General features: G+C 61.0%; 18 protein-coding genes and 1 pseudogene. 10 read left to right on the forward strand and 9 right to left on the reverse strand.

Annotated features, from left to right (window positions below):
- The first annotated feature begins 27 nt into the window (after positions 1–27).
- The 5 genes from BTO02_RS04735 (at position 28) to BTO02_RS04755 (ending at position 4,114) form a co-directional block, all read left to right on the forward strand.
- Positions 28–915, forward strand: a complete 888-nt coding sequence (locus tag BTO02_RS04735) for a manganese catalase family protein (protein WP_075156056.1) — start codon at positions 28–30, stop codon at positions 913–915.
- 34 nt (positions 916–949) lie between these two features.
- Positions 950–1,459, forward strand: a complete 510-nt coding sequence (locus BTO02_RS04740; RefSeq protein WP_075156057.1) for a ferritin-like domain-containing protein — start codon at positions 950–952, stop codon at positions 1,457–1,459.
- A 128-nt stretch (positions 1,460–1,587) separates the two neighbouring features.
- Positions 1,588–2,229 carry a hypothetical protein gene (locus BTO02_RS04745; RefSeq protein WP_232243443.1) on the forward strand — a complete coding sequence of 214 codons (642 nt, stop codon included), beginning with the start codon at positions 1,588–1,590 and terminating at the stop codon, positions 2,227–2,229.
- Positions 2,230–2,373: 144 nt separating this feature from the next.
- Positions 2,374–2,679, forward strand: a complete 306-nt coding sequence (locus BTO02_RS04750; protein ID WP_075158599.1) for a hypothetical protein — start codon at positions 2,374–2,376, stop codon at positions 2,677–2,679.
- A 139-nt stretch (positions 2,680–2,818) separates the two neighbouring features.
- On the forward strand, positions 2,819–4,114 hold the full coding sequence (locus tag BTO02_RS04755) for an NRAMP family divalent metal transporter (protein WP_075158600.1): 1,296 nt from the start codon (positions 2,819–2,821) through the stop codon (positions 4,112–4,114).
- A 56-nt stretch (positions 4,115–4,170) separates the two neighbouring features.
- On the opposite strand, the pseudogene BTO02_RS04760 reads toward BTO02_RS04755, so the two are convergent.
- The 8 genes and pseudogenes from BTO02_RS04760 to BTO02_RS04800 form a co-directional block, all read right to left on the reverse strand.
- Positions 4,171–5,294 (reverse strand): annotated as a pseudogene (locus BTO02_RS04760) (ATP-binding protein).
- A 160-nt stretch (positions 5,295–5,454) separates the two neighbouring features.
- On the reverse strand, positions 5,455–5,757 hold the full coding sequence (locus BTO02_RS04765) for a hypothetical protein (protein ID WP_075156058.1): 303 nt from the start codon (positions 5,755–5,757) through the stop codon (positions 5,455–5,457).
- A 439-nt stretch (positions 5,758–6,196) separates the two neighbouring features.
- Positions 6,197–6,412 (reverse strand): hypothetical protein, encoded by a 216-nt coding sequence (locus BTO02_RS04775; protein ID WP_075156059.1) that lies wholly within the window; start codon positions 6,410–6,412, stop codon positions 6,197–6,199.
- A 93-nt stretch (positions 6,413–6,505) separates the two neighbouring features.
- Positions 6,506–6,796, reverse strand: a complete 291-nt coding sequence (locus BTO02_RS04780) for a hypothetical protein (protein ID WP_075156060.1) — start codon at positions 6,794–6,796, stop codon at positions 6,506–6,508.
- 343 nt (positions 6,797–7,139) lie between these two features.
- Complete coding sequence (infA, locus tag BTO02_RS04785; RefSeq protein ID WP_075156061.1) at positions 7,140–7,406, reverse strand: translation initiation factor IF-1; 267 nt, start codon at positions 7,404–7,406, stop codon at positions 7,140–7,142.
- Between the two features lie 30 nt (positions 7,407–7,436).
- A complete protein-coding gene (locus BTO02_RS04790) occupies positions 7,437–7,661 on the reverse strand; it encodes a hypothetical protein (RefSeq protein ID WP_075156062.1) in 225 nt (74 codons plus the stop codon).
- 632 nt (positions 7,662–8,293) lie between these two features.
- Positions 8,294–8,506, reverse strand: coding sequence for a 30S ribosomal protein S21 (gene rpsU / locus BTO02_RS04795; protein ID WP_075156063.1), 213 nt, complete (start codon positions 8,504–8,506; stop codon positions 8,294–8,296).
- 463 nt (positions 8,507–8,969) lie between these two features.
- A complete protein-coding gene (locus BTO02_RS04800) occupies positions 8,970–9,173 on the reverse strand; it encodes a cold-shock protein (RefSeq protein WP_075156064.1) in 204 nt (67 codons plus the stop codon).
- 367 nt (positions 9,174–9,540) lie between these two features.
- Here BTO02_RS04800 and BTO02_RS04805 point away from each other — a divergent pair, with 367 nt between their 5' ends.
- From BTO02_RS04805 to BTO02_RS35495, 4 genes are all read left to right on the forward strand, one after another.
- A complete protein-coding gene (locus BTO02_RS04805; RefSeq protein WP_075158602.1) occupies positions 9,541–9,777 on the forward strand; it encodes a hypothetical protein in 237 nt (78 codons plus the stop codon).
- 426 nt (positions 9,778–10,203) lie between these two features.
- Positions 10,204–11,211: a S1 family peptidase gene (locus BTO02_RS04810; protein WP_083614984.1), complete on the forward strand. Its 1,008-nt coding sequence runs from the start codon at positions 10,204–10,206 to the stop codon at positions 11,209–11,211.
- An 86-nt stretch (positions 11,212–11,297) separates the two neighbouring features.
- Positions 11,298–11,558: a hypothetical protein gene (locus tag BTO02_RS04815; RefSeq protein ID WP_075156066.1), complete on the forward strand. Its 261-nt coding sequence runs from the start codon at positions 11,298–11,300 to the stop codon at positions 11,556–11,558.
- Between the two features lie 570 nt (positions 11,559–12,128).
- On the forward strand, positions 12,129–12,362 hold the full coding sequence (locus BTO02_RS35495) for a DUF6723 family protein (RefSeq protein WP_075158603.1): 234 nt from the start codon (positions 12,129–12,131) through the stop codon (positions 12,360–12,362).
- A gap of 190 nt (positions 12,363–12,552) precedes the next feature.
- Here the strand turns inward: BTO02_RS35495 and BTO02_RS04825 are convergent, their stop codons facing one another.
- Complete coding sequence (locus BTO02_RS04825; protein WP_075158604.1) at positions 12,553–13,224, reverse strand: TetR/AcrR family transcriptional regulator; 672 nt, start codon at positions 13,222–13,224, stop codon at positions 12,553–12,555.
- Between the two features lie 235 nt (positions 13,225–13,459).
- Here BTO02_RS04825 and BTO02_RS04830 point away from each other — a divergent pair, with 235 nt between their 5' ends.
- A complete protein-coding gene (locus BTO02_RS04830) occupies positions 13,460–13,933 on the forward strand; it encodes a nuclear transport factor 2 family protein (protein WP_075156067.1) in 474 nt (157 codons plus the stop codon).
- Positions 13,934–13,947 lie beyond the last annotated feature (14 nt).

The raw sequence follows: 13,947 nt of genomic DNA on the forward strand, positions 1-13,947 counted from the left end.
ACGTTGCGCCTAACCAGGGAGGTGCTCATGTTCATGCACAACAAGCGACTGCAGTACACCGTTCGTGTCGGGGCGACGAACCCCGGACTCGCGAACCTGATGCTCGAACAGTTCGGCGGTCCGCAAGGCGAGCTTGCAGCGGCGATGCGTTATTTCACGCAGGCAGTAACGGAAGAAGATCCGGGTCGCAAGGACATGCTGTATGACATTGCAACCGAAGAACTCAGCCACCTCGAGATCATCGGTTCGATCATTGCGATGCTCAACCGTGGCGCAAAGGGAGAGCTTGCCGAAGGCGTCGACCAGCAGGCGGAGCTCTATCGCAAGCTGAACGGCGCGGGCAACGACAGTCACGTCACGCAGATTCTCTACGGCGGGGGCACGCCGCTCGTCAACTCGGCGGGCGTTCCATGGACCGCCGCTTACATCGACACGATCGGCGAACCGACTGCGGACTTGCGATCCAATATCGCGGCGGAGGCGCGCGCAAAGCTCGTCTATGAACGCCTGATCAACGTGACGGACGATGCGGGCATTCGCGACGCACTCGGTTTTCTCATGACGCGCGAAGTCGCGCATCAGAAGTCGTTTGAAAAGGCGCTGTATTCGATCACACCGAATTTCCCGCCGGGGAAGATGCCGCCGAAGGAAGAATACGCGAGCGTCTACTTCAAGATGTCGCATGACGGCGCTGTCGTGAATGCGCCCTGGAACAGCGGTACGGGTCTGTCGATCGAGACAGGAGAACCGGCCGTGGACGGTGGAGATGGCATGGCATCGGTCGAACTCGATGCACAGCAGGAAACCGCACTGACCGCAATGGCCGGCCGCCTGCGCTCGGACCCCGACGGCGACCCGCCTACCGGCGCCGAACTGGGCAGCGATACCGCTGCGCCCGGCGCCGGCAGCAAATGACCGGTCTTTATATCGAACACACGGAGGACTAGCTATGACCACCCCACAGGAACACGTCGTCGACTGGCTGCGAGACGCATACGCGATGGAAAAGCAGGCCGAAACGATGCTCAAAGCGCAATCGGGACGTCTCGAAAATTATCCGATGCTGAAGGAGCGCATCGACCGGCACCTCGAGGAAACGCTTTCGCAGCAGCAGTTGCTCGAGTCGTGCCTCGATAGGCTTGGCAGCAGCCCTTCGGCGATGAAGGACCTGACGGCGCGAATGTCGGCGTTCATGCAAGGCGCGGGCGGCATGGCGGTCAGCGATGAAGTCGTGAAGGGCGGGATGGCCGGTTACGTCTTCGAGAATATGGAGATCGCGGCCTATACGACGCTCATCGCGGCGGCCAATGCCGCGGGAGATCTCGAGACGCAGCGCGTCTGCGAGCAGATCCTGCCGCAGGAAATCGAGATGGCCCGCTGGCTGCTCGAGCATATGCCCGAGACGGTGACGCAGTTTCTGGCCCGTTCGGCAGCGGACAGAAGCGAAGCGAAGCGCTGAGGGTCGCCGGGACAGGCGTCGTCAGTCGCTGAAACGGATCCGGCGCCGATAAGGAAACGCTGTATCCGAGCCGGGCCGAAGCGCTGCATCGGGTCATGCGGAAACGCGATGTGATCGAGGAGCAAATCATGAGCGATCAACCATTGGACGTGCGACGCACTGGCGACACTGCGTCGGCCGCCGACCATGCCGACGGTCTGCCGCGTCTCGCACGCGGACTCGGCTGGTTCAGCGTCGCGCTTGGCATTGCCGAACTGTGCGCGCCGCGCGCGCTGTCGCGGGTCGCAGGAATCGATGCAAATGCAACGATCGTGCGGCTCTACGGGCTGCGCGAAGTCGTGTGCGGCATCGGTATTCTCGCCTCGCGTCAGCCGCAACGCTTCCTGTGGGCCCGCGTGGCAGGGGACGTGCTCGACGTCGGCAGCACTGCTGCGGCAGCACAAACCGGCCGCACACGAGGGGCGCGCCGCGTGTTGGCGGTCGGCACTGCGCTCGCCGGCGTCGGCGCCCTCGATATTTATGCGGCGCGCGCTGCCGCATCTTCGCAAAGCGCCCGCCGCCGCGCCGGCACCGGGCCGTCGCGCGACTACTCGGCGCGCAGCGGCTTTCCGCAACCGCCTCACGTCATGTGCGGCGCGGCGCGGGTTGATTTTCAGATTCCACGCGACATGCGTACACCCGAGGCGTTGCGTCCCTATCCAACGGCGGCCGGTAAGAACAGCGCAAGTGGAACGAACGTCGCAAACGCTTTGGGAACATCGTCGAAGTGAGCAGGCGAGTTTGCTCCTTACCGAAGTCGATGCATGCGCCGGCGACGATCGCGCCTTGCGGCGGCTTTTCGCGCTGCCGTCGGGCACCGGGTACGCGCGATGCGTAGATGCATCGACGTCAATCCGACCGATGAGGAGTTTGCAATGAGCACACGTGGAAACCAGGGCGCCCCTGCGGGAGAAAGCCATGAAGCCTTCAGCGATCCTGTCGAACGCGCGGATCGCCGCCGTGAGTCGGAACGCACACACGACGTCACGGTTGAGCGCGACGGCAAGGTGTCGCAAGAGCCGCATGGAAACATGGACGAAACGTTGGTCCCCAGCGGCAAGGACCACCCCGAGCAGGGCCCGTATGAGCCGGGACACGATCAGCTAGACCCCGCTTTGCAACCGGACCCGCAAGCACCGGAAGTGCCGCAGCCGCCGCGGGGCGCCACACGTCGCACTTGACGCGATGTCGCGACACGCTGGCGGCCGCGCCGTGCGCCCGGAAACAGTCGCTGCCACGTAGCCAGTCGTCTGTTTGGCTTCAGCGGCACGGGAACAGTTTGTGCAGGTGACGATCATCGTTCCCATGCAGGCACGTCGCATGAATCGTGATTCGCAAAGACAGACGCTGCCTGTAAACGGCGGGCTCACCGAGCGGCGGGCGCGCTCGCGGGCTGCCGACGTCGGTCCGGGTCTGACGACGCTCGGCGCCGACAACGACCCGAGCGGCGTCGCCACCTACACGCTGGCCGGCGCGTGGTTTCGCTACGACCTGCTGTGGGTGTGCGTGCTGTCCTACCCGTCGATGATCGCGCTTCAGCTGATTTCCGCGCGCGTCGCTTCGATCACGGGCAAAGGGCTGACGGACAATATGCGGGAGCACTATGCTCCCGTCTTTTTTTATTTCGGCGTCGCGCGCTTCCTGATCGCCAATAGTTTCAATATCGCCGCCGACATACTGGCGATGGGCGTAGCCGTGCATGCCGCCGTCGGCGGCTCCGTCGCGTTGCTGTCGCTGTTGTGCGGCGCCGCGTCGCTGGTACTGCAGTGGTGCGTCCCCTACGCGCGCTATGCCCGCGTGGTTCAGTGGTTGGTACTGGGGATGTTCGGTTATGTCGGCGTTGTCCTGTTGCTTCAGCTGCCGTGGCACACCATTGCGATTCGTGCGTTTGTTCCGCGCATCATCTGGACGAAGGATTACACGACGATGTTGCTCGCGCTGCTCGGCACGACGATCAGCCCGTATCTGCTGTTTTCGCAGGCCGAGCAGGAGGTGGAAGAGCGCGAGGAGAACGGACAGTCGGCGTCGTCGGTCCGCTCGGATCAGGAACTGCGCAGACTACGCAGGGACACGGCGCTGAGAACTGCGCTTTCCAATGGCGCTGCATTGGCGATCATGATCGCGTCTGCCGGCGTATTCGAATTGACGCGTCCAACACCGGGCCAACCTGTGCGGCTTGATCGCGTGCTCGAGCCTTTTGCGCATGCGTTTGCACCGCAGGTGCTCGGCCTCGCCCTGATCGGCTCGGCGCTGCTCGCGCTGCCGCCCCTTGCGGGCTCGGCCGCACAGGCGGCGGCTAGTGCGTTCCACTGGCAGCGCGGCGAAAGGCGCAACGCGCGCATTGCTTTGCTGCTCGTCGCGATTACCGTGACCGGTATCGCACTTGCCGTCACGATGACGATATTGCGCATCGATCCCGTCACCGCGCTTTATTGGAGCGCGCTCCTCAACGGCATGACGATGACGCCGGTGCTCGTGTTGCTGGTGCTGTTAAGTTCGAAACGCGCGGCCGTGGGCGATCTCGTCGCGCACTGGTCGCTGCGTATGCTTTGCTGGCTCGCGACGATTGGCGCGGGCGCCGCGCTGGTCGCGCACTTCATCGCGGAATTCGTATAGCACCGCTTTCGTCTGTTCGTCCCTACGCTTGCCGGTTGACGGTTTCACCGTGCGGGCTACGCCGCCCGCTGATGACACGGCAAGCGAACTGCGAATACCGTCTGGTTTTCGTCTGACCGCACCTCGATTCTTCCGCCGTGAGCCTTCGTGATTTCGGCCGCTATGTAAAGGCCGAGCCCCAGACCGCTCGCATTCCTGCTGTCCTCGCCGGGACCGCGCCTGAGCGGATCGAAAATCGTCTCCATCGTTTGCGGGTCAATGGGCGGCCCGCTGTTCGCGACCTGCAGCGATACCGCGGACGCTTCTCCGGTCAGCGCCACGCGCACTGGCTTCGTCTGATCGCCATATTTGAGCGCGTTCCCCACCAGATTGGCGAGCAGCTGCTGCAACCGCGCGCCGTCCCAGACACCTTGCGCGCGGCCCGCTACGTCGAGTTCGATCAGGCGTCCAGGATGAGCCGCACGCAGTTGATCGAGCGCATCGGCGATCAGGACCGCCAGATCGACATCGGCCGGCACGATGTTGATGCCGAGCCCCAGTTTGATGCGATTGAAATCGCATAGGTCATCGAGCAGCGACTGCATGCGTGAGCCACTGCGGATCAGTCGTGCCGCGGCGTCCGAGACGTCCCCGCCTGCGTTCAGCGCGGCAAGATAGGCCGCTGTCATCTGGATGGTCTGCAACGGACTTCGCATGTCGTGGCCGAGCATACCGAGCAACAGGTTACGAGCCTGTTCGACCTGGTCGTTGAAAAATTCGACGGATTCGGCAACAGCCTGATCAATCGCCTCGTTGAACCGGATCATGTCTTCCAGATTGGTGTCTTCGGCCGAGTGGTTATCCATCCACAGGCGCAGAACGCTGGCACGCAACGCACGATATTCCGCAGCCAGCTGATTGACGGAAAAGCCACTGCGCGCACGCAGCAACGCATGAGTCTGTGCAGCCGTTTCCGGCGCATCGATCGGTTTCGCGGCATGTCCCAACGACTTCTCGTGCTGCTCGTCGCGCGTCTGGGGAGTCGATATGTCCTTTGCCACCGCCTGCAGAATTTGTTGCGCATGGTCGCGCAGCGCGGGGGGGCCATGTTTCTGGCCGCTGGTTGCAACGTCGCGGCAAACGCTTCCCACTGTGCAAGGATTTCGTCCATATGCAGCGCGATGAATTCGGCGAGTCGCATGTTGTCTCCCCGGGGACCGGAGCGGTAAGCGGATAGGTAGGGTTTGCGGTACCTATATTACCTCTGACGAACGCTTTGACGCCGAACGCAGACCACCCGAGCGTTTCCGCGGGAAAATCGTGCTCACGATGTCGGAAGGAATGCGTGCAACATCGCGAAGTTATGTCGGTGCGAAAACAATCGCGCCTCGATCCTCGAAATGCGTCGCTCTACGCACGAAGCGATAGACGTGCCCGGCGATCTCCATTCGATTGAGACCGGATCTTGTACGGCGGAGGATTTCCTCCGCAAGCGATGCTGCGATCGACCCGTGAAAGATCAGCAGGCTCTGCGTCCTGGCAGCGTTACCGACATACATTGCGCAAGCGTCGTTGCATGCCTGCATCATGATGACGCTCTCGCCCGCATTGAGCGAAAGGTCGAGATATTCAGCCAGATTCAATAGTGACTCGTGAGCCGTCATGATGCTCCTTTCCCGGACACAGATTGCCCGTGCGACGAGCCAATCCCGGTTATTGGCGAACGACTTCAGAGCATGGTCAACAGGTCGAGCTGATGCGGCGTTTCCGCACCGCTGATCAATGAGAACATGCACCGCGTCGCACGCTCCTCAGCCGAAAACGTGTGCACGGCCGAGAAGGCGTCCCACACGGCGCCATCAAGCGGCGTAGCGACGCTGTGTCGACGTGCGAATACCTTCAATAACTGACTGGCCCCCCGATTGATAAGACAGCGGTGAACGTCAAGAACGTAGCACTCGTGTCCCGCGCGCAGTACCAGATAGTGCGGGACTGATTGTCGAGGTTCACCCATGGCGATCGATCGCGCGAGGGGCGCCGCGCGCATCGATTCTTCTGCGCTCGCCCGGGGCATGGCGACAACGGCGCACGGGCCGCCCCACGCTAGCCGTAGCGTTGCTCGAGCCATTCGATTGCCCATTCGGTAGCAAATCTGACGGCGTCTTCGCGCGCGTCGAAACCCGCGAGGTCGCCACTCACGAGGATGTCCTGCCGGCCGCCTCCATCGCGACTACAACTGATGGCCGCATGAGCCATGAATTCTCCATCGGCCCGACGCGGTGTCGGGTCGATCCGAAAAATCGAGGAATTGAAGCGCATCTGATCTCTCCACGCGGATTGCCCGCACCATGCCGGCCCTGTATCCGCGCGGGCCTTTGTCCTGGCCACGTCGATGACGTAACCGCGATGCGCTCATCGTTCGCAGTCCCAGATCGTCTTATCCGCTGTGCAGGAGTCGATCAGATGTTCCGCGTACGCAGTCGATGCTCGTCTGGCGTCACCGCTGCTGCCGAATGCTCGTTCCACATTGAGCACGAAGACACGGCTTCGCGTCTCATCGACCTTCGGGCCAGGTTCATTGATACGGACAGCCGCATCGAAACCTTCTTCGTAGCTGCGGCTGAATCCTGCTTTCGTGGGTCGTCGCGGGAATACGAGTGGCTGGACTTCCAGCCCTTTATAGACGTAACTGGAGGCTTGCATGAAATACCTCTGGCCGCGGTGCGGCGGCGTAGTGTGTGCGAGAAAGGTCGACGCAGACCGTGCGGTCCGATCAACAGGGAAGAGGCTAGGAGATAAAGGCGTGCCGGTGGCCAGCAGGCGGGCGGACGCTCAGGGCACAAACGGAACGAATCGCCGAGGCGAGCGCGGGGCATCGGTGGACGGAACCATGGTACGCGCTTCCGGGTGTTTGTACAGCGATTTTTCGGCAACCGGCGGGCGATGTAGATGAACGAGCCCGTGGATGTCGACGCGTGTCAGACACGAGGGCCGGTTGTCGTTGCGGCGCAGTAGAGCGCCGCAACAGATGTGGACTCGCTGCGCATCAACGGCGGCGAAATGCGCTTCGTTGCGTTGCGCCGCTGCTTCGCTCGTCCTTATGCCGGAAATTGATTCTTCCCTTCGTCAGGTCGTATACCGAGAGTTCAAGCGTGACGCGATCGCCCGCGAGGATGCGAATGTGATTCTTGCGCATGCGGCCAGACGCGTACGCGCCCACTACGACGCCATTATCGAGCGTAACGCGGTAACGGCTGTCAGGCAGTACTTCGTCAACGATACCGTCGAGTTCGAGTAGTTCTTCTTTTGCCATTCGAGTTTCCTGATAGATGGGGCATTGCCGTTAACCGCGCGTGTCGACCCAGGTGCGTGCCCAGCGTGTAGAGTGCCGCAACGCCTGCTCTTCACTCGAGAAGTAATCGAGCGAATAGAACTCGTAGCGGCCTTCGGCGTGCGCGCGTTCACCGCATTCGAGCAGCAGGTTGGATGAGAAACTACCGTCGGGCAAGCGATGCGCCGAGGGTCTGACGGCATAGCCGTTGTACTGTTGAATTCGTTCGTTTTGCATTTTGATTATAGTGCTGTTCGATGGGACGCCGCGCGCGTCAAATGACGGCGAGCTGATTCGCCTCTTTTCAAAGAGGGCGTGAAGCATCAAGGAGGGAGAGGACAACGAATACTGCCGGGAAGCGAGCAATTGATGAACAGCAATCGAACTTCTTGAACTCCAAAGGAGCAGACTACCTGCAGGACGGTAGCGACGTCAATATTTAACTTGTAACGGTTGGTAGGGGATTGAATGACGGTGGATAGCGAGAAGAAGCTCGCCGCTTAGGATGTCGAACGAGGAATGTCCGTTCTGGTCGACGCCGGGAGTTCAGCGGACGCCGGTCATCGAGGCGATCCGATAGATGGGGATGCGTCCGTAGACGACCCTATTCGGATCTTCTTCGCTCTGACGCTAACGTCTCTTTGTGAATCACTTGCGGGAATTCGCTGCGCTGAGGCCTTCACGCATGCGAGCACACCGGAAGGATCTCCCACTGTTCTTGCGAGACCGTTCGCTGACCGGAGATTCTTCCTTGACTACCGACTCGATCGCGCAACCGGTCCGCCGGCGCGGCTGGGCACAACGATGCGCGAGAGACGCGGGGCGGCGGCTACATAACCGCTTCAGCACGGCTGCCCCGCAGTTACCGGTCAGTAACGCTTTTTCGGCGGCAACGATCGTTTGATCTGCTTGCGCAGGCGTGCCACTGCAGCGGCCTTTTTGCGCGTGCGTTTTGTCGTTGGTTTTTCATAGGCCGTCCGCGCACGAAGCTCCTGAATCAAGCCGGTGCGCTCGATCGTGCGACGGAAACGGCGTAGTGCAACTTCCACGGGCTCGTCGGGTTTCAGAATTAAGGTAGTCACTTTGTTCCCTGATTGAGGTCCTGCAGCAATGACGAAGATCGTCGCACACGTTGGGATAGCGGCCGACACTCGCATATCGCGCCATCAACGACGTCGCAACGTCGGGTTAGCGTTGCGCTACCGCTCCGTTCATCCTTGTGTCGAAGTTAACTCGTCCTTTCATCGGGTCGTACACCATGCGTTCCGGCGCGATCCGACAGCCCACGAGGATGCGAATGCGATTCCTGCACATACGCGCACGGCTGGGCACGCTCAGAGCCGTTGCAGACGGCATGTGACGCTACCGCGGAGAAGCGAAAAAGAACGTTGAAGCCAGAAGCCGGAACGACGTGCAACGGGGCGTACGGCGCAGGACGAGCTGCTGAATGACAGCTCAGACGAGCGATCGCGCGATGCGCGAATCACGCTCCCCGAGGGGGCGCTGCAAGCCGGCGTCCGTCGCCGGAAAGCAGGCCTTTGAAATTTACAGCGGCTTGATGTTTGCCGCTTGCAGGCCCTTCGGGCCCTGCTTCGTTTCGAAGCTTACCTTCTGATTTTCAAGCAGCGTCTTGAAGCCGTCGCTTCTGATTTCGGAGAAATGAGCGAACAGGTCTCCGCCGCCATTGTCGGGGGTGATAAAGCCGAAGCCTTTACTGTCGTTGAACCACTTGACGATACCGGTATCCATAAGAATCCTTGAGCAAAAATGAAGGTTTCCCCTGTTAAAGAGGACGTGAAGCGTCAAGGAGAGAGAGGACAACGAATACCGCCGGGAAGCGATCAATTGATGAACAGCAATCGAACTTCTTGAACTTCTGGCTGCAGGCTACCTGTCCGGCGGCACCGTCGTCAATGTTTATCTTGTAACTGCATGGGCGCAGCGTCGGCATGCAACGTTGATTTTGCGCTGGTCGCTTGCGAGTGATGTCCTGTTTTGTCGCTTGGACCGGAAACGCCCCTCGAACGGGAACCGATCGTGTTCGCGGATCGGTGTATGGTAGGAACAGCGATTGCGCGACTGGCAGCGCGCCTGCAATGCCGAGATAGGGGCTTTCATGCACCGGATGATCACGTATCGCAATTTCGAGATTCACGTCGAACTGGCTCCTGCTGCTAAAGACATGTTCGACGTGACGGTTCAGATCAAGGGTGGCGCAAACATCGATGTGCTGGGGGCGAGGGGAGACCGCGTATCCCTGCGCAATGGGCCCTTTACTGAACGATGGGCGTACCTGGTAGGCGAAGTCGCTGGTCAAGCCGCAATCGACGTGCTGCTTGGGCCGGATGCGTGATCAATCGCTGCTGGCTCTGCTGACATGAGAATGCTGCGAATCGTACCCGCTCACCAGCGCTTCGAAGTTGGAGACCTCAGCGAGGTGTCGCATGCGCGCCGGTGTACCTTTGCCATGGGTGAGTAACAAACTGCATCGTACAGGTCGACCGACCGCGCGCGGCAAACAGCGCTACGTCCGAAGGAGTGACCGGCATGCTGGCGATGGTCAACCGAAGTCGATTGACGATGGGTGGTGAAAACAAGGATTCGCGTGTCGCGGAGGCGCAGGTCGCCATCGGATCGGTCGCGAGCGACCGGCCGGAAGGCCCTCCGCAGTCACCGAGCCTGGGTTTTTGGCAGAGTCCGCGCGGGCTCCGAAGGGATTGGGCCACCATGGATCACCGTCACTGGTTAGCGAGACCTTGATCACAACAGGAGACTGGATATGAAACCGGTTCTGGTGGAGCTATACGCTAGTCCGAACGGCGACCGGTGGCTTCTGGGTCTTGGCCCCGACGAAGTTCCCGTCGTTCACCATGTCCCGGCCTCCGCATCGGGCGGCCGGTCATCCACGATTTCCGTTGCAACGTTCCTGTCGTCAGGGCATTCGGCGCCGCAACGCGACGCTCTGCTTCATCTGATCGGCCAGTTCATACGCGATCAGAAGAATTCCGCATCAACTTCATCAGACATACGAATGGCGCTATCCGGGCCCGCCGCGGATGCGCTGCTTCTCACAGGGGCGCGTGTGCGGACCTTCGCGCACACGAACCATCTCACGAACGCGAGTAGCTTCTTTTTCGATCGTGACGGCCGGCTCTTTCTGGTGACGAGTCGCCATGTCGTCTGCGACGAGCCAAGCGGACATTTTCCGGATCGACTGGAGATCGAGCTTCACGTCGACCGCGACAATCTCGGCGCATCGACATGGTTCTCCATCCCCCTATATGCCGACGGTGTCGGCCTTTGGCGGCAAGGTACAGACGACGCGGGCGCGATTGACGTGGCGGTGCTCGAGATCCGCAGGGATCGGTTGCCGGCGCACGCGGTGTTCAGCTCGTTCAGTCCCGACCACCTGCCCGGACCGGGGGCCGTCGTGCCAATTGGCGCATCGGTGCTGATCGTCGGATTTCCACTTGGGTTTCACGATTCACTGCATCACCTGCCTGTTGTGCGGCATGGCGTCATGGCGTCGGCGTTCGGCCTGCGCTTTCAGGGCAAAGGATGTTTCGTTACCGATGCACGGACGCACCGGGGCACGAGCGGCGCGCCGGTTGTCATGAGGCATGTAACGACCGGGCAGGAGACAACCGGCGCCGCCCTGCCGTGGCTGCTTCTGGGCGTCCATTCATCTACCATTGATATGGGCGCCCGGGATGTGCACGTCGACGAGACACTGGGCCTCAACAGTACGTGGTATTCAGACGTTCTAATGACTCTGACCAGCGACTGATCGATAAAGCGGGCGGAATGAAATGCCCCGACGCCACATCGAGCATCCGAGCTTTGGCTCGATAGAGTACGCCGAAGCGCCCCCGCATGGCTGCTCAGAAATTTCCACAGGACTCCATGATGAACAAGCCCTATATCAGCGCGGAAGCGATCCAGGAGCTGTTTCGTACGACGGTCGAAGGTGAGGCAAGCCAACCCGCCTCACTGGATTCTCTGCGCTGGCTCGCTGCGTTCCTTGCCCGCGAGCGCTCCACGATGAGCGCAGACGACTGGGACGGTCTCGTCCGGCTGGGGGCGCAACTATGGCGTGCTCACGAGGCGTGGGATGGAGCGCCGAGAATGCGTTGATGTCTAGAAGGCCCGGGCCTCGCCGAGCGCCTCTCAACCTGTTCGATTATTTTTTGCGAGTGCCGCCACGAGGTCGGCAGGCATCACGACGCTATGTGGGCAGACCGGCAAGAGGTCAATGTAACGGCGCGGCCCTCGATCGGGCTCGTGCACTCGTCAAGGATCACCGAACGCATCGACGCAGTGGGACCGTATCACCGCCGCGCGATCCGCACGATTAAAACGGTCACCGACAAGAACAAACCTGCCCGGGATCTGGCATCCGGTGTATAGTCGGCTCTTGCTCAGGGGCGTCGATGCCCGCGGGCAGACCGGCACCTGTATCAGGGATCCGAATATCTACTGATCTTTTCGCGCCTATTCTCGCGCTTTGATGGCCGTTGAGGCTATTCCGAAGGCTTCTACACCGCCGTGTGCATCTCAACGCCACGGTTAAATCCCGTGCAGTATGTCCCGCACAGCGGCGCCATCGCACAGGGCTTCACCTGGTTAGTCGCATGCAGGGAAACTACCGGCGCCCGCGGCTATCGGTACACGCGCACCGCGCGTCGCTGGCACGAGGAACGACAGATGGCGACCAGTCAGGCTGGAGGCGGGCGATACGACGTTACGATTTCGTTCCGGAGGACCTCATACGGTATCGTTCCGGCATTAAGGATTGTGCGGTTGCGCGATGGGCGTCTCATTTATCCGTTTGAGGGGTGCGCCGACATGCCAGTCTGCGCCGATACCGAGACCGCCATGCAATATGCTCGCGCTTGCGGAGAAAAGTTCGTTAATGGTGATATTGCAGTGCCGGAATGAGCCTCTCGAACTAATTCACCGCTTGATCCAGTTGACGCTCCCTTGCAACCGTTTCTGAACAGCCAGCCGCTTATCACGCGATGCCTGGACCGGACGCGTGGACGAAAATCGCGTCAATCGTTCCAGTGCCGTGCCTCAAGATCGCCCTTAATCGTCTGGCCGATCTGCTTTATGGCCTGAAGTTCGCGGCTCAGGTGCCCTCAGGCAATGAGAGTCCGTCACGCGTTTTGCGGACCCCCTTAGGCGTTGGCTGGTCCACTGCGGCGTCCCAGATCCCCATAGCGTCGGTCACGGCCTTCTCGATGACGGCATGCCGGACACGATCGCGGGCGAGTACGGACAGCCCTTGGAAAAAGCAGTCGAACGCGATGGACAGCGCTGCCGGATCCGTGCTGCTGCGCAGTTCCCCGCTCTGGATGCCCCGCGTTACGCAGGCGCGGAAGCCGGCGCGCGTGCGACTGCGCACCTCGCGAAGCACCTGGGTGATGGCTTCACTGCCGATGGAACTGGCCCCGGCCACGCCCAGCGCGACCATACAGCCTTTCGGGTGGCCACTCTCAGTCTGCATCCGTGCCGACCGGAGCAGCGCCAGGAACACGCCCTCCCGTGGCGGAAGCGACGTGTCATGGAGACTGCGGGTCACCTTGCCATAAATCTCCATGTATCGCTCCAGCGCCTCCTTGTACAGCGCCTCCTTGGACTCGAAGGCCGCATAGAAGCTGGGCGCGGAGATGCCCCCGCCGATCGCCGCCTTCAGCTGCGACAGAGACGTCGATTCGTAGCCATGTTCCCAGAACAGGTGCATCGCCGAAATGATTGCCGCATCGCGGTCGAACGTCCGTGGCCGGCCCCGCTGAACCATGATCAGCTCCGTTAGCAAATATATAGATACTAATCGATACAAAATGTTCGGGCAAGTCTCGACCAATAGCCTCCCGCGCATGGCAACGGGTCATTCAAGCGTACCGTTGACACGGCCTTCTACATCACCTTATATTTGTATCACTCGGTATGTAAATGCGGGGCGGCGCGGGGGTCACCACATGAGCCCCGCATTTTTTTACCTATTTGTGTACCAATTGATACGGAAAACACCCATGTCCAAAGAGCTCGAAGCACGCCTTGACGCCATCGAAAGCCGCTTCGCCATCGATGCGCTGATCGCTAACTACGCCGAGGCGTTCGACACCATGAACATCGAGCTGCTGGGCACGCTCTGGCATCCCGAATCGCGACTGCTCCTGGGCGCGAACGGCGACGCCGAGGGCCTCCCGGCCATCCTCGCGCAAGCACGCATCAACATGAAGCGCATGCCCCACATGCATCACTGGATGGCGAACGCCCTGATCACGGTGGACGGTGACAACGGCCACGGCCTGGTGGCGGCGGACTGTCTTTTTTACGATGTCGATCAGGGCACGCTGCAAGTGAGCGGCCAATACCGCGACGTCTATCAGCGACGCGAAGGCCGTTGGGCATTCCTCGAGCGCACCTTCAGCATGCACTACGCCACGCCGCTCCAGAACTGGCACCCCATCGCAGGAACGGAACGCTTCGGCCGTCCGGCTTAACGCGGTCGCTGGCC

It is taken from the genome of Paraburkholderia sp. SOS3 (assembly GCF_001922345.1).
Taxonomy (GTDB): Bacteria; Pseudomonadota; Gammaproteobacteria; order Burkholderiales; family Burkholderiaceae; genus Paraburkholderia.

What these genes read in the sequence shown, in the direction of transcription:
- BTO02_RS04830 (WP_075156067.1), top strand. Translation starts at nt 13,460, where the DNA reads ATGTCCAAAGAGCTCGAAGCACGCCTTGACGCCATCGAAAGCCGCTTC.
- BTO02_RS04745 (WP_232243443.1), top strand. Translation starts at nt 1,588, where the DNA reads ATGAGCGATCAACCATTGGACGTGCGACGCACTGGCGACACTGCGTCG.
- BTO02_RS04780 (WP_075156060.1), bottom strand. Translation starts at nt 6,796, where the DNA reads ATGCAAGCCTCCAGTTACGTCTATAAAGGGCTGGAAGTCCAGCCACTC.
- BTO02_RS04765 (WP_075156058.1), bottom strand. Translation starts at nt 5,757, where the DNA reads ATGACGGCTCACGAGTCACTATTGAATCTGGCTGAATATCTCGACCTT.
- infA (WP_075156061.1), bottom strand. Translation starts at nt 7,406, where the DNA reads ATGGCAAAAGAAGAACTACTCGAACTCGACGGTATCGTTGACGAAGTA.
- BTO02_RS04735 (WP_075156056.1), top strand. Translation starts at nt 28, where the DNA reads ATGTTCATGCACAACAAGCGACTGCAGTACACCGTTCGTGTCGGGGCG.
- BTO02_RS04805 (WP_075158602.1), top strand. Translation starts at nt 9,541, where the DNA reads ATGCACCGGATGATCACGTATCGCAATTTCGAGATTCACGTCGAACTG.
- BTO02_RS04825 (WP_075158604.1), bottom strand. Translation starts at nt 13,224, where the DNA reads ATGGTTCAGCGGGGCCGGCCACGGACGTTCGACCGCGATGCGGCAATC.
- BTO02_RS04750 (WP_075158599.1), top strand. Translation starts at nt 2,374, where the DNA reads ATGAGCACACGTGGAAACCAGGGCGCCCCTGCGGGAGAAAGCCATGAA.
- BTO02_RS04800 (WP_075156064.1), bottom strand. Translation starts at nt 9,173, where the DNA reads ATGGATACCGGTATCGTCAAGTGGTTCAACGACAGTAAAGGCTTCGGC.
- BTO02_RS04740 (WP_075156057.1), top strand. Translation starts at nt 950, where the DNA reads ATGACCACCCCACAGGAACACGTCGTCGACTGGCTGCGAGACGCATAC.
- BTO02_RS04755 (WP_075158600.1), top strand. Translation starts at nt 2,819, where the DNA reads ATGAATCGTGATTCGCAAAGACAGACGCTGCCTGTAAACGGCGGGCTC.
- BTO02_RS04775 (WP_075156059.1), bottom strand. Translation starts at nt 6,412, where the DNA reads ATGCGCTTCAATTCCTCGATTTTTCGGATCGACCCGACACCGCGTCGG.
- BTO02_RS04810 (WP_083614984.1), top strand. Translation starts at nt 10,204, where the DNA reads ATGAAACCGGTTCTGGTGGAGCTATACGCTAGTCCGAACGGCGACCGG.
- BTO02_RS04790 (WP_075156062.1), bottom strand. Translation starts at nt 7,661, where the DNA reads ATGCAAAACGAACGAATTCAACAGTACAACGGCTATGCCGTCAGACCC.
- BTO02_RS35495 (WP_075158603.1), top strand. Translation starts at nt 12,129, where the DNA reads ATGGCGACCAGTCAGGCTGGAGGCGGGCGATACGACGTTACGATTTCG.
- BTO02_RS04815 (WP_075156066.1), top strand. Translation starts at nt 11,298, where the DNA reads ATGGCTGCTCAGAAATTTCCACAGGACTCCATGATGAACAAGCCCTAT.